Raw genomic sequence first — 14487 nt, forward strand, 5'->3', positions numbered from 1 at the left:
CCGGCCTCCCTTATCGTTTAAAACGAGCTAAATTATTTAGCTGCTTCCTTGTTGATCGCCGCGATCAGGTCCTTGCCGATACGGCCTTCCATATCCTTCTGCACCGGCAGCAGCGCCTTGCGCCAGTCGGCCTGCTCTTTCACGCTCAGGGTATAGATGGTGGTCTTGCCGGCCTTCTTGATCGCTTCCAGCGCCAGGTCGTTGTCGCGCTGGGCGATGGCTTTCTCGAACGTGGTGGCTTCCTTCATCGCCTTGTCCAGCGCGGTGCGGATGTCCGCCGGCAGGCCATCCCAGAACTTCTTGTTGACGATGACCGCATAACCCAGGTAGCCGTGGTTGGACACGGTCACATACTTCTGCACCTCGTGCATCTTCTGAGTGTACATGTTCGACGGCGGATTCTCGGTGCCATCGACCACGCCGGTCTGCAGCGCCTGATATACCTCGGAGAACGCCAGCACCTGCGGGTTCGCGCCCAATGCGCGCATCTGCGCGTCCAGCACCTTGGACGACTGGATACGCATCTTCAGGCCCTTGAAATCCGCCGGCGTATGCAGCGGCTTATTGGCCGACATGACCTTGAAGCCGTTGTCCCAGAACGCCAGGCCGGTGATGCCCTTCGGTTCCAGCTTCTTCATCAGGCCCTTGCCGATTTCGCCTTCGGTGACGTTATACAGCGCGGTCTTGGACGGGAAGATGTAAGGCAGGTCGAACGCCTCGAACTCCTTCACGCCCAGCGGGCCGAATTTGGCCAGCGATGGCGCCAGCATCTGCACGGCGCCCAGCTGCAGCGCTTCCAGTTCTTCCTTGTCTTTATACAGTTGGCTGTTTGGATAGATCTCGACCTTGACACGGCCATTGGTGGCCTTCTCGGCCAGCTGCTTGAAGCGCTCCGCGGCCTGGCCCTTCGGCGTGTCGGTCGCCACCACGTGGCTGAATTTGATGACGATCGGCGCCTGAGCGTAGGCATTGAAGCTGAGCGCCACGCTCATCGCCAGTAAAACGGATTTCAGTTTCATGTAGTCTCCAGTGGGGATTTAAAATGCGGTATTGTTCTAGTTTGACTGATTCTTACTAATCGTGGCAAGGGTGGCTACTGTGGAAAACCACAATGGCGCCGCCTACCCGAGGCTTTACCCTGATTGTCCATGACCAGCACACCCGCCACCGCCCCGCCGCGCCGCGCACATTACAGCTCCTCGCTGCGCTGGCTGCTGCCCATCATGCTGGTGCTGTTCTTCCTGGCGATCCTGATCTGGCTACCGTGGCAGGCGCGCCAAATGGAGAGCAACGAGCGCCAGGAGCAATTGATCGCCGACACACTGTGGGTCGAGCAAACCATCCGCTTCCAGCTTGGGCGCGACGAGGAAAGCCTGCGCGGGCTGGGCGCCGAGATCAGCGCCGGCAAGCTGCCGCCGGGGCAGCTGCACGAACGGCTGGCCCGCCTGCTGAAGAACGGCCACGAACTGCTGCGCGTGATCTGGCTGCGGCCGGACGGCAAGCTGGCCGCCAGCAGCGATCCGCAGGCCACGCCGGTGGAGCTGTCGACGGCGTCGCTGGCGACCATGGAATTATCGCGCCAGACCCGCCACGCGATGTACACCCAGCCGGAGGCGCAAACGCCCAACCTGTCGGCCGCCCCCGCCGCCGTGCTGATGGACTACCACGTGCCGCTGTACCGCGGCGACGAATACCTCGGCGACCTGGTGGCCACCTATCAAACCAGCGCGCTGCTCGACGAAATGGTGCCGTGGTGGTTCGCGCAGGACAACCAGGTCTCGCTGATCGACCGCGACGACAAGGTGCTGGCGCGCCGCGCCGCCGCCGGCCCGGGGCACGGCGTCTACACGCACAAGCGCGCGCTGGACCTGCCCGGCGCCACCATCACACTGGTGACGGACAGCGTCAAGAGCGAACCGCAACTGCTGCCCAATTTGCTGGTCGGCTCGGTGATCGTGCTGTCGCTTGGCTTGTTATGGAGCCTGCTGGCCTTGTGGGGCCACATCTCGCGGCGGCTGGAGGCCGAAGGCGCGCTGCGCCAGCAGATGTCGTTCCGCACCGCGATGGAGAACTCGCTGGTCACCGGCCTGCGCGCGCGCGACCTCGAAGGCCGCATCACCTACGTCAATCCGGCGTTCTGCCAGATCGTCGGCTATCCGGCCGAGGATCTGGTCGGCATGCTGCCGCCCATGCCCTACTGGGCGCCGGAGGCGATGACCGAATACCAGACCCGCTTCGCCTCCGTTTTGGCGGGCAACGTCACACCGCAATTCGAGACCTTCTTCCAGCGGCCCAACGGCGAGCGCGTGCCGGTGCTGGTCTTCGAGGCGCCGCTGGTGGACAAGGATGGCAAGCAGACCGGCTGGATGGGCTCCATCCTCGACATCTCGGACCGCAAGCGCATCGAGGAACTGAATAGACAGCAGCACGAAAAGCTGCAGGCCAGCGCGCGCCTGGCGACGATGGGCGAGATCTCGTCCATGCTGGCGCATGAGCTCAACCAGCCGCTGGCCGCCATCTCCAGCTACACCACCGGCGCGCTCAATGTGCTGGGGCGCGCCGCCGACAGCGGCACGGCGGTCGACTGCAACGTCCTCAAGCCGGCGCTGGAGCAGGCCAGCGCGCAGGCGCAGCGGGCCGGCCAGATCATCCGCAGCGTGCACGAATTCGTCAAGAAGAGCGAGCCGCAGCGGCAGGAGGTCGCCATTGGCTCGCTGCTGGAAGGGATACGCGCGCTGATCGAGCTGCAGGCGCGCCAGGCCTACGTCTCCTTCAACACCAGCATACCGGCCGACCTGCCGCCGGTGCGCGCCGACCGCGTGATGATCGAACAGGTGCTGCTCAACCTCACCCGCAACGCCATCGAAGCGATGGCGCATATCCCGCCGCAGCGGCGCATGCTCAACGTGGTGGCGGCGTATGATGCGGCCAGCGCACAGGTCAGCGTGGCGGTGATCGACCAGGGGCACGGCATACCGGAGGACGTGGCGCAGCGATTGTTCTCGCCGTTCTTCTCGACCAAGGCGGAAGGCATGGGCATGGGGCTCAACATCTGCCGCACCGCGATAGAATTCCACGGCGGCTCGCTGACCTACAGCGCCAACCCGCAAGGTGGCACCATATTTACGTTCGTGCTGCCGGCGATGCTGGCGGCCGCGGAACAGGAGACTTGAAGCATGCTGCATATCGTAGATGATGAAGCGGTCGTACGCGACTCCCTGACTTGGCTGGCCACGTCGCGCGGCATTCCCTCGCGCGCGTACGACAGCGCGGCGCAATTCCTGGCCCACACCGAGGCCGGGCAGTTCGACGCCGAAGGCGACTGCGTGCTGCTCGACGTGCGCATGCCGGACATGAACGGCGTGGCGGTATTCGACCAGCTGTCCGCACGCGGGCTGACGCAGCGCATGCCGGTGATCTTCCTGACGGGGCACGGCGACGTGCCGATGGCGGTGGACACGCTCAAGCGGGGCGCCTTCGACTTCTGCGAAAAGCCCTTCAACGACAACCAGCTGATGGACCGTGTGCAGGAAGCGCTGGCCAACTCGCGCCAGGCCGGCGCGATGGCGGCGGTGCACGCCCGCCTGGCCACGCTGTCGGCGCGCGAGCGCGAAGTGCTGGACCTGATCCTGGCCGGCAAGATGAACAAGGTAGTGGCGGACCAGCTGGGCATCAGCATGCGCACGGTGGAAGTCCACCGCGCCCACATCTTCGACAAGATGCAAGTCAAAACCGCCGTCGAGCTCGCCGGTCTGCTCAAATAAAATCTGGGCCGAGTCTGACATTCGCAAATAAAATTGGGGTCAAGTCTGACATTCGGACACGAGCTCTGCTGTATAGGCGCGCTACAGCAGAGCTCGTGTCCGAATGTCAGACTTGACCCCATTGTTTTATTGCTTGGCGATCCACTCGTCCACGACTTGCTCCAGCACCGGCAGCGGGACGTTGCCGGTTTCTAGCACCACGTTGTGGAAGGCTTTGATCGAGAACTTGTCGCCCAGCGCTTTCTGCGCCTTGGCGCGCAGGCCGAGGATGCGCATCATGCCGATCTTGTAGGCGCATGCCTGGCCCGGCATGGCGACATAGCGCTCCACTTCCGCCGCCGGGATGCCGTAGTCGATGCCCTGCTGGCGCGTCCACTTCATCGCGTGCAGGCCGGTGTCCACCACCAGCCGTCGCGCGCGGAACAGCTCCGCGTCCAGCTGCCCCAGATGGCCGACCACGTCGCCTTCGTACCAGTTGTTCTCGGCCGCCAGCTGCTCCGCATACAGCGCCCAGCCCTCGCCATACGCCGAACCCACAGCGAACACGCGGTCGCGCCGGTAGCGCGGCAGCTTGTCGTTCTCCTGCTGCAGCGCGACCTGGAAGTGGTGCCCCGGCACGCCTTCGTGATACACCAGCGTACGCATGCCGACGATGCGGAACTCAGGCCCAGGCATCGGCGCCCAGAAGATGCCCGGCCGCGTGCCATCCTTGGCCGGCCCGGTGTAGTGCGCCGCAGCCGTCTTTTCGGTGAACGGCGGCTCGCGCCTGACCACCACCGGCGCCTTCGGCGTGACGTCGAACAGCTCCTTCGCGCGCGCCTCGGCGTCGCGCAGCACGCTGTCATAGCGGGCCAGCAGCGCTGGGCGCGGATCGGCTTCCTTCGGCTGCGAGTCCTTCTCCAGCTTCGCCATGCGCTGCTTGATCGTGCCTTCGGTGTAGCCCAGCGACGCCAGCAAGCCATCCATCTCCTTCTCGATGCGCGCCACTTCACGCAGGCCGATGTTGTGGATCTGCTCCGGCGTGTAGTCGGTGGAGGTCATCTGCTTGAGCAGCAGCGCGTAGGCCTTGTCGCCATTGGGCAGGCGCCACAGGCCAGCGTCCTCGGTGGTGCGCGGCAGCTGCTCCTGCAGCATCGCGCGGGCGCGCTGGAACGCGGGAATGACCGAGCGCTTGACGGTATCCTCGGCCGCCGCAGCGAACCTGGCCTGCTGTTCCGGCGTCACATCCTTCAAGCCGCTCATGCGCTGCTTCAGCGTGGCGACGAACACATTGTTCTCCGGCCCACCATCGAGGAAGCGGTCCAGCTGCCCGATCGAGGACTGCGTCAGGAAGGTCGGCATCAAAATCCCGCGCGCGCCCAAACCGCGCGCCTGCAGTATGCCGGTGTCCATCTTGCCGGCCACCGCCTTCAAGCGCACCAGATAGTTCTCCACGTCGCGCTGGTTACGGATCGGGTGCGCCTGCGTCAGGAAGTTCACCAACTGCACATGCAGCCCGCCGAACTGGTTGAACACGAAGTTATAGTCGGCATACGGCCACGCATCCACCGCGCCCTGCAGATTCCAGGCGATGCTGGCGGCGCTGGCGCGCTGCTGCGGCGTGAGCGCCTGCTTGTCGATCTTCGCCAGCTGCGCCAGCGCGGTCTTGGCCGCGGCCACTTCGCCGGCGCGGTAGACGATGGAGTTGGGCGTCAGCTTGCGGTCCAGTTGGTCCTGTTCCTTGCCGCTGAAGTACTGCTTCAGCGTGGCCTGCTCAGGATCGTTGCGCACCTTGGCGTTGGCGACCTTGTCGGCCCAGTCGTCGAAGCTCGCGCCATGCGCGGCCAGCGTGAAGGATGCGCCGGCAAGCAGCGAGATGAATCTGGTTGAAGTAAGCATGGACCCGGGCCTGATAATCAAAACGCCCGAGTGTAGCGCAGTTCAGGCGTGGCGGGCGATCGCCCATTCGACATGCTCGCGCACCAGCGCCGACGGGTGCTCGCGGCGCGCCATCAGCGCGGCCATGATGGCCGCATCGCCCTTGGCGCCGGCCGCCGCCGCGTTGCCCAAGCCGACCGCGATATTGCGCAGCCAGCGCTCATGGCCGATGCGGCGTATCGGGCTGCCTTCCATCTTGCGGTTGAATTCTTCCTCGGTCCACGCGAACAACTCGACCATCGAGGCGCTGCCCAGGCCATGGCGCTCGTCGAAGTCCGGCAGCACCGCGCGCTGCGCGAACTTGTTCCATGGGCAGGCGGTCTGGCAGTCGTCGCAACCGTAGACGCGGTTGCCGATCAGCGGCCGCATCTCCAGCGGGATCGCGCTTTTCAGTTCGATGGTCAGGTAGGATATGCAGCGCCGCGCATCCAGCTTGCCCGGCCCGAGGATGGCCTGGGTGGGGCAAACGTCGATGCACGCCGAGCATTGGCCGCAATGCCGGCCGGTCGGCTCGTCGACCGGCAGCGGCAAATCGACCAGAAACTCGCCCATGAAGAACATCGACCCGGCGGTGCGCGACAGCAGCAAGGTGTGCTTGCCGCGCCATCCCAGCCCGGCCTTCTCGGCCAGCGGCAGCTCCATCACCGGCGCCGAGTCGGTGAACACGCGGTAGCCGAATTCGCCGATTTCCGCCTTCACCTTGTCGGCCAGCTGCTGCAGGCGCGCGCGCAGCACCTTGTGGTAGTCCCTGCCGCGCGCGTAGACCGAGATCACGGCGGCGCCGGGATCGGCCAAACGGGCCGCTTCCCGCTCGCGCCAATCGTTTTCCGTGTCCCTCGGCAGATAGTCCATGCGGGCGCTGATCACCCGCACCGTGCCCGGCACCAGCTCGGCCGGACGGGCGCGCATCATGCCGTGGGTGGCCATGTAGTCCATTTCGCCATGCATGCCGGCGTCCAGCCACGCCTGCAGGCCCGCCTCGGCGTGACTGAGGTCGATGTCGGTGATGCGGATTTCGGCGAAGCCCAGCTCCACACCCCAGCGCTTGATGCTGAGGGCAAGTTCGGCTAAATTGGTTACAGGCAGGGACATCGGTGGCAGGTGGCGGTTACAATGGCTGGCGATCCAACCAACACGACATTCTAATTGATGCAGCACTTCCAAGCCCATCTCCATGACGAAGCCGGCACCGCCGCCCTGGGCACGGCCCTGGCGCGCGCCCTGGCGCCCGGCCTGGTGATCTACCTGCACGGCGACCTGGGGGCCGGCAAGACCGCCCTCACCCGCGCCCTGCTGCACGCGGCCGGCCATGTGGGCACGGTCAAAAGCCCGACCTACACCTTGTCCGAACCGTACGCGATCCAGCTCGACGGCCGCAGCGTCAGCGTGATCCATTTCGACCTGTACCGCATGGGCAGCCCTGAGGAATTCCTCGACGCCGGCTTCCGTGAAGACTTCAATGGCGACAACATCTGCATCGTCGAATGGCCCGAAAAGGCCGACCGCGTGCTGCCTGCCGCCGATATCAACCTGTTTCTGACTGTGGCCGGCAACGGCCGTGATGTAGAATTGCAGGCGACCACCGCACTGGGTAACTCATGCCTTCAACGCCTCAAATTCGCCCCCAACATGTAAACAGCAAGGCTGTTACGCGCCGCACCGTCCTCAAGGCCGGCGCCACGCTGCTGCTGTCCGTGCTGGCGCCGGTGCGCGCCTACGCCGCGCAGATCCTGGCGGTGCGGGTCTGGCCGGCGGAGGACTACACCCGCGTCACGCTGGAAAACGACGCCGCGCTCAAGGCCACCCACTTCATCGTCAAGGACCCGGAACGCATGGTGGTCGACATCGAAGGCCTGGAGCTGAACCCGACGCTCAAAAGTCTGGTCGCCAAGATCCAGTCCAACGACCCGTATATCAAGCAGGTGCGCGTGGGCCAGAACCGGCCCAACGTGGTGCGCCTGGTGTTCGACCTGAAGGAAGAAATCACGCCGCAGGTGTTCACGCTGGCCCCGGCCGGCAACTACAAGCACCGCCTGATCTTCGACCTGTATCCGGTCAAGCCGGTCGACCCGATCGCCGCGATGATCGAAAAAGGCGACTGGTCGGGCGACGGCAAAACGCCGTCGTCCAGCGCCGCAGCAACCGGCAGCGCGCCCAAGGGCGACATGCCGCCGCTGAAGCCCGCCGAAGCCGAGGCCATGGCCAACGCACCGCAAACGCCGCCGGATGCCTCCAAGCCCGATCCGCGCGCGGAACTGCGCAGCGAGCTGAAAACCGCCGAGGCGCAAACCCGCGCCAGCGAAAAAACCGACAAGAACGGTAAGCTGATACGCATGCTGACCGTGGTGCTGGACCCCGGCCACGGCGGCGAAGACCCGGGCGCCTCGGGCAAGAACGGCAGCCGCGAGAAGGACATCGTGCTGGCCATCGCCAAGCGCCTGAAGACCAAGATCGAGGAATTCCCCAACATGCGCGTGATGCTCACGCGCGATGCCGACTACTTCGTCCCGCTGGGCACCCGCGTCGACAAGGCGCGCAAGGTGCAGGCCGACCTGTTCGTGTCCATTCACGCCGACGCCTTCGTGCAATCCACCGCGCGCGGTTCGTCGGTGTTCGTGTTGTCGGAAAAAGGCGCCAGCTCCTCGGCGGCGCGCTGGCTGGCAGACAAGGAAAACCTGGCCGACACCATCGGCGGCGTCAACGTCAAGAACCACGACCGGCAACTGGCCAGCGTGCTGCTGGACCTGTCGACCACCGCGCAGATCAACGATTCGCTCAAGCTGGGCAAGTCGGTGCTGGGCGAGATCGGCGGCATCAACCGCCTGCACAAAGGCTCGGTCGAGCAGGCCGGCTTCGCGGTGCTGAAGGCGCCGGACATCCCGTCGATCCTGATCGAAACCGCCTTCATCTCCAACCCGGAAGAGGAAGCCAAGCTGCTCGACGACGGCTACCAGAACCAATTGGCCGATGCCATCGTCAAGGGCATCCGGCATTATTTTGCGAAGAACCCACCGCTGGCAAAGAACCGGCTGACTTAAAACTAAAACGGACGAGACATGGCTGTAGTAACGAATACCGAGTACGGCGCACTGCCGGCAGTACAGATCACAGCGGCCGATGGCAGCCAGGCGAGGGTGTCGCTGTTCGGCGCCCACCTGCTGTCATGGAAAACGGGCGACGGCAAGGAGCGCCTGTTCGTCAGCGCGCAGACGCCGCTCGACGGCAGCAAGGCCATACGCGGCGGCGTGCCGGTGATCTTCCCGCAGTTTAATGTGCGCGGCCCCGGCCTGCGCCACGGCTTCGCACGCGTCAGCACCTGGCGCTTGACCGGTAGCGGCGGCGACGGCGGCCAGTCCTTCCTTGAATTCGGCCTCAATCAAAACGACCTGTCGCCCGAACACGCGCAGGCCTGGCCGCACGCCTTCGAGCTGACGCTGCGCTTCACGCTGCACGGCGACGCGATCGACGCGCAATTCACGGTGCATAACAGCGGCGCGCAGGAGTTCCCGTTCGGCCTTGCGCTGCACACCTACTACGACGTCGGCCAGCTGGCGGCGACCAGCATCAGCGGATTGCAGCACATGCGCTGCACCGACCATCACAATGAGACGCTGAAGCAGGAGCATCCGGCGCTGCACTTCACCGAGAAGCTCGACCGCCTGTACCAGTCCACGCCGACGCTGACGCTGAACACGGCCAACGCCACGCTGCGCCTGGAGCAGCAAGGCTTCGACAACTGGGTGGTGTGGAATCCGGGCCAGGACGACGCCAAGGCGCTGGTGGACCTGGCGGACGACGAATACCTGCGCTTCGTCTGCATCGAGCCGGCATGCGCCGACCAGCGGCCGCTGGCAGCCGGCGCCACGTGGACCGGCAAGCACCGCATCGCGGCGGATTAATTCGGGTTTAGTTCGACTCTTTGACGATGCGGCCGGAGCCCGGCTGGATAGGCCGCGCGTTCAAAGGATAGAGGCGGCTGAACAGCGCCATCTGCGCCGGCGACGCCTGCACCGGCTCCTTCATCACCAGCCACAGCACGCCCTCGCTGCAGGGCGGCGTGGTCAGCGACCCCATGAACGTGAAGTAGTCGCGGCGCGCCGGGATCAGGTCCAGCGGATCGAGCACGGTCGATGGCGCCATCGTTTCCAGCTTCTCCAGCGGCAGGTTGTTCCACACCGTCTGGATCACCGGCTGCGGCTTGCCGCGTTCCAGCAGCAGCGCCAGCACGGCCAATTTGCCCTCGCCATCCTTGTGCACCAGGTGCACGACCATCTCATAACCCTTGCCGTTGATGCGCTCCTCCGACGGCCGGTGGAAGTGGAACTGGATCAGCTCATACATGCGGTTGTTCACCGTGATGAAATTGCCGCTGCCGACCATGACCTGCACCGTGTGGCCGTTGTCGGTCACGTTGAACGAAGAGGGATGGTAGTCGAAGGTGATCTGCTCCAGCTCCACCTTCATGCCGTCGCGGATATCGATCGGCGACTGACGGTTGCCGGTGCTGCACTTGGACCATTCAGGATTGATCTTGCCCCAGTTGGCCGGGCCGTCGTCGCCCTCGTAGGACCAGTGGTTGCTGTACACCTTGGGCACCACCGGCGCGGCGGCGGCCACTTTCTTCGCCCGCGCAGCGGCGGCGGCGCGCGCCTGCTGGTTGGCGCGCATGATGGCCAGGCGGGCCGCGATCTTGGCCGACAGGTCCATCTCCGCCTCGGCCTCGCGCTCACGCTCGGTGAGCTTGCGCGGCGCGGAGGACGCGCCGGAAGCGGAAGCACTGGAAGAACCGGGATTGCTGGGACGGATGGACGCGATCGAGCCCGTGCTCCCGCCCACCGAAGATTTCGTCGATGGCGAAATCAGCGGATCGTTTGCGGCGCTGGCGGTCGCGAGGACGCAGCAGCAGGCAATCAGGGTGAGCAGAGTACGCATGTGTATCCAGAAAGAAAAGAATTACATACTGGTATACGGATGCATTTGGGCAAAACTTGAGCGGCGCCGGCCTTTCTAAAGGAATTTATTTATGAAACATCGGGCTCAGCGGCCCAGCATGCGGCGCGACAGCTTCCACATGCCGCCCAGCGCCATCGGCACCACGGCGACGCCGACGCCGAACAGCACGATCTCGGTCAGGTGCTCACGCACGATGGCGATGTTGCCGAAGAAGTATCCGGCCGTGGTCAACAGCGCCACCCACAGCACGGCGCCGGTGATGTTGTACATCTGGAAGCGCGCATGGGTCATGTCCGACACGCCGGCCACGAATGGCGCGAAGGTGCGCACCACCGGCACGAAACGCGCCAGCACGATGGTCTTGCCGCCGTGTTTTTCGAAGAACTCGTGGGTGCGGCGCAGCGCATCCTTGTTGAGCCACCGGTAATCATGCGTGAACACGCGCTGCCCGATGGCCTCGCCTATCCAGTAATTGAGCGTGTTGCCGGAGACCGCCGCGGTAATCAGCAGCAGCATCAGCAGGAACAGATTCATTTCGCCCAGCGCGCACAGGGCGCCGGCGATGAACAGCAGCGTGTCGCCTGGGAAGAAGAACAGGACCACCAGCCCGGTTTCACAAAAAATGATCGCGAACAGCACGGCGTAGACCAAGGTTCCGTATTGCTGAATCAATACTTCCAGTGTCTTGTCGACATGAAGGATCATGTCAAAAAATTGCATAAAATCCATATTCTTCCCATAAAGTCTGCGCCGGAATCATACACCACCATCGCCCCTTCGGCGGAAGTTTCCAGACTCGGCCAAGCAGTTTACAATCGTCCGACCGCCCGCAGCAAGCGGACGCGACCAACCTAGGAGATATTGGATGTCCCAGACCCACCCGTTCCGCGCCCTTCCCCTCTCCGTCCTGGCGATCAGCCTGGCCTCCCTTGCGCACGCCGCCGACCTGCCGGTCAAGCCCAGCGTCGCCGACCTCGTCAAGCAATCCAAGCCGTCCGACTGGCGGCCGCTGGACCCGAACAACACCTTGTACATGGAGCTGCCCACCGGCCGCGTGGTGATCGAGCTGGCGCCGGAGTTCGCGCCACAGAACATCGCCAATATCAAGACCATGGTCAAGGAACAGTATTTCGACGGCCTGGCCATCCTGCGCTCGCAGGACAACTACGTGGCGCAATGGGGCGACCCGAACGCCGAGACCACGCCGAAATCGCTGGGATCGGCCAAGGCCAAGGTGGTGGGCGAGTTCACCGTGCCGATGGCGAACGACAAGCACTTCGTGCGCCAGCTGGACCTGGACGGCTACGCGCCGCAGATCGGCCATTCGAACGGCTTCCCGGTCGGGCGCGATCCCAAGGCCAAGACCACATGGCTGGCGCACTGCTACGCCACGGTGGGCGTGGGCCGCGACAACGCGACCGACAGCGGCAACGGCGCCGAGCTGTATGCCATCACCGGCCACGCGCCGCGCCACCTGGACCGCAATATCACGGCGGTGGGCCGGGTGGTGTCGGGCATGCCGCTGCTGTCCGTCCTGCCGCGCGGCAGCGAGAACATGGGCTTCTACGGCGCCAAGGACACTCGCCTGCCGATCAAATCGGTGCGCCTCGAGGCGGACGTGCCGGAGGCCGAACGCAGCCACCTGGAGGTGATGCGCAGCGACGCGCCTATCTACAAGGACGTGGTGGACGCGGCGCGCAACCGTGGCGGCCCGTGGAACAAGTTCACGCCGCACTACGTTGAGCTGTGCAACGCGCCGATACCGGTGCGCGAGCATCCGAAGGACTAATCCCGGCGGCGAAGGGGAGAGGGCGGGGCGCGGCGAGCAGTTATAATCTCGTGATGAACGCGCCCGACACCTCCCCCCGCACGCCCCGCCCCATCCAGGCACTGCCTGACCAGCTGATTTCGCAGATCGCCGCCGGCGAGGTGGTCGAACGGCCGTCTGCCGTGGTCAAGGAGCTGCTGGAGAACGCGCTCGACGCGGGCGCCACGCAGATCACCGTGCGACTGGAGGAAGGCGGTGTCAAACGCATCGCCATCACCGACAACGGCCGCGGCATCCCGCGCGAGCAGATGCCGCTCGCGCTGGCGCGCCACGCCACCTCCAAGATCGCCTCGCTGGACGACCTGGAAAACGTCGGCACGCTCGGCTTCCGTGGCGAGGCGCTGGCTTCGATCGCCTCGGTGGCCGCTGTCACCCTGACCTCGCGCACCGCCGATGCCGCCCACGCATGGGAAATCGTCGGCTCGCACAACGGCACGGTGGCGCCGTCGTCCGGCGCCCAGGGCACCACGGTCGACGTGCAGGACCTGTACTTCAATACGCCGGCGCGCCGCAAGTTCCTCAAATCCGAGCAGACCGAATTCGGCCACTGCGCCGAAGTCGTGCGCCGCATCGCGCTGGCGCGGCCGGACGTGTCGTTCTCGCTGAGCCACAACGGCCGCACCATCGACCACTGGAACGTCAGCGAGATGGCCAAGCGCAGCGCCCACATTCTCGGCGAAGGCTTTGCCGAGGCGCGCCTGCCGATCGACGAAAGCGCCGGCCCGCTGCGCCTGCACGGCTACACCGGCCTGCCCACCGCATCCAAGGCGCGCGCCGACGGGCAGTTCTTCTACGTGAACGGCCGCTTCGTGCGCGACAAGGTGCTGGTGCATGCCGTGAAGGCGGCCTACCAAGACGTGCTGCACGGCGACCGCTTCCCTTCGTACGTGCTAGCGCTCGATCTCGATCCGGCGCTGGTGGATGTCAACGTCCATCCGTCCAAGATCGAAGTGCGCTTCCGCGACAGCCGCGCGGTGCACCAGTTTGTTTTCCACGCGGTGCAGCGCGCGCTGGCACAGACCTCGGCCACGTCGCACGGCAGCGTGCCTTCGCCATTGCCTGCGGCCGAAAGCCTGGGCAGCTCCACCTGGCGCGGCGAGCAGACTTCATTCGGACCGCTGCTGGCGCCGGACTACGCACCGACGTTCTCGCCGTCGCCATTCGGCTCGCGTGATGGTGGCGCGGGCAATGCTGGCGCAGGCTTTGGCGCGGGCAGCGCGGGCAACGGCTACGGCGCAGGCGGTGCGGGCGCTGGCTTCGGCGCGCAGCGCTTCGGCGGCAGCGAAGGCGGCGTCGCCCAGAGCACGGAAAAATACGGCGCCCTGTTCGGCGGCTCCGGCCCCGTCACCGGCTACCGCGCAGAATCGGACATGGCACTGCAGCAGGCCAGCCCGTTCACCGTCTCGCCGGCCGCGATGGCGCAGGAAGAATTCCCGCTCGGCTTCGCGCTGGCGCAGCTGCACGGCATCTACATCCTGGCGCAGAACGCCAAGGGCCTGGTGCTGGTCGACATGCACGCCGCGCACGAACGCATCCTGTACGAACAACTGAAGAACGCATTGGACAGCCGCGTCGCCGGCGAGGAGATGCAGGTGCAGCCGCTGCTGATCCCCGTCACCTTCTACGCCGACACGGTGGAAGTGGCCACCGCCTCCGAACACCAGGAGACCTTGCAGGCACTGGGCTTCGACATCGCCACACTGTCGCCAACCACGCTGGCGGTGCGCTCCGTGCCGGTGCTGCTGAAGAACGCCGACGCCCAAACGCTGGCGCGCGACGTGCTGCGCGACGTGCGCGAATTCGGCGGCTCGCGGGTGCTGATCGAGCGCCAGAACGAGCTGCTGGGCACACTGGCCTGCCACACGGCGGTGCGAGCCAACCGTATCCTGTCGACGCAGGAGATGAACGCCCTGCTGCGCCAGATGGAAACCACCGAACGCGCCGACCAGTGCAACCACGGCCGCCCGACCTGGGTGCAGGTGGAAATCGGGGCGCTCGACAAGCTGTTCCTGCGCGGGCAATAAG

At 65.2% G+C, this 14487-nt stretch carries 12 protein-coding genes; 7 read left to right on the plus strand and 5 right to left on the minus strand.

The window, feature by feature from the left end; all coding sequences use genetic code 11:
• Positions 1-32: 32 nt before the first annotated feature.
• The gene (locus ACUJB0_RS15035) at positions 33-1019 is read right to left on the minus strand and encodes a TRAP transporter substrate-binding protein (protein WP_444845926.1); all 987 of its coding nucleotides are present in this window, start codon (positions 1017-1019) and stop codon (positions 33-35) included.
• A 129-nt stretch (positions 1020-1148) separates the two neighbouring features.
• On the opposite strand from ACUJB0_RS15035, the gene ACUJB0_RS15040 reads away from it, so the two are divergent.
• Together ACUJB0_RS15040 and ACUJB0_RS15045 are read left to right on the plus strand one after the other, a co-directional pair.
• Positions 1149-3173, plus strand: a complete 2025-nt coding sequence (locus ACUJB0_RS15040) for a two-component system sensor histidine kinase NtrB (RefSeq protein WP_444845927.1) — start codon at positions 1149-1151, stop codon at positions 3171-3173.
• Positions 3174-3176: 3 nt separating this feature from the next.
• Positions 3177-3764, plus strand: coding sequence for a response regulator transcription factor (locus tag ACUJB0_RS15045; protein ID WP_444845928.1), 588 nt, complete (start codon positions 3177-3179; stop codon positions 3762-3764).
• Between the two features lie 126 nt (positions 3765-3890).
• On the opposite strand, the gene ACUJB0_RS15050 is transcribed toward ACUJB0_RS15045, so the two are convergent.
• Both ACUJB0_RS15050 and queG read right to left on the minus strand, forming a co-directional pair.
• Positions 3891-5642 (minus strand): DUF885 domain-containing protein, encoded by a 1752-nt coding sequence (locus ACUJB0_RS15050; protein WP_444845929.1) that lies wholly within the window; start codon positions 5640-5642, stop codon positions 3891-3893.
• Positions 5643-5684: 42 nt separating this feature from the next.
• A complete protein-coding gene (gene queG / locus ACUJB0_RS15055; RefSeq protein WP_444845930.1) occupies positions 5685-6773 on the minus strand; it encodes a tRNA epoxyqueuosine(34) reductase QueG in 1089 nt (362 codons plus the stop codon).
• Positions 6774-6830: 57 nt separating this feature from the next.
• On the opposite strand from queG, the gene tsaE reads away from it, so the two are divergent.
• Genes tsaE through ACUJB0_RS15070 form a run of 3 tightly spaced genes read left to right on the plus strand, consistent with a single transcriptional unit; the run spans position 6831 to position 9580 of the window.
• The gene (tsaE, locus tag ACUJB0_RS15060; RefSeq protein ID WP_117011982.1) at positions 6831-7316 is read left to right on the plus strand and encodes a tRNA (adenosine(37)-N6)-threonylcarbamoyltransferase complex ATPase subunit type 1 TsaE; all 486 of its coding nucleotides are present in this window, start codon (positions 6831-6833) and stop codon (positions 7314-7316) included.
• Positions 7280-8719, plus strand: a complete 1440-nt coding sequence (locus ACUJB0_RS15065; protein ID WP_444845931.1) for an N-acetylmuramoyl-L-alanine amidase — start codon at positions 7280-7282, stop codon at positions 8717-8719. Before tsaE ends, ACUJB0_RS15065 begins: the two co-directional genes overlap by 37 nt.
• Positions 8720-8737: 18 nt before the next feature.
• On the plus strand, positions 8738-9580 hold the full coding sequence (locus tag ACUJB0_RS15070) for a D-hexose-6-phosphate mutarotase (protein ID WP_444845932.1): 843 nt from the start codon (positions 8738-8740) through the stop codon (positions 9578-9580).
• A 7-nt stretch (positions 9581-9587) separates the two neighbouring features.
• On the opposite strand, the gene ACUJB0_RS15075 is transcribed toward ACUJB0_RS15070, so the two are convergent.
• Together ACUJB0_RS15075 and ACUJB0_RS15080 are read right to left on the minus strand one after the other, a co-directional pair.
• On the minus strand, positions 9588-10613 hold the full coding sequence (locus tag ACUJB0_RS15075; protein ID WP_444845933.1) for a carbonic anhydrase: 1026 nt from the start codon (positions 10611-10613) through the stop codon (positions 9588-9590).
• A 105-nt stretch (positions 10614-10718) separates the two neighbouring features.
• Complete coding sequence (locus ACUJB0_RS15080) at positions 10719-11363, minus strand: VTT domain-containing protein (RefSeq protein WP_444845934.1); 645 nt, start codon at positions 11361-11363, stop codon at positions 10719-10721.
• Positions 11364-11499: 136 nt separating this feature from the next.
• On the opposite strand from ACUJB0_RS15080, the gene ACUJB0_RS15085 reads away from it, so the two are divergent.
• Positions 11500-12423, plus strand: coding sequence for a peptidylprolyl isomerase (locus ACUJB0_RS15085; RefSeq protein WP_444845935.1), 924 nt, complete (start codon positions 11500-11502; stop codon positions 12421-12423).
• A 53-nt stretch (positions 12424-12476) separates the two neighbouring features.
• Positions 12477-14486 (plus strand): DNA mismatch repair endonuclease MutL, encoded by a 2010-nt coding sequence (gene mutL / locus ACUJB0_RS15090; RefSeq protein WP_444845936.1) that lies wholly within the window; start codon positions 12477-12479, stop codon positions 14484-14486.
• Position 14487: the final 1 nt, after the last annotated feature.

This window comes from Duganella caerulea, from assembly GCF_040362985.1.
GTDB lineage: Bacteria > Pseudomonadota > Gammaproteobacteria > Burkholderiales > Burkholderiaceae_D > Rugamonas > Rugamonas vulcania.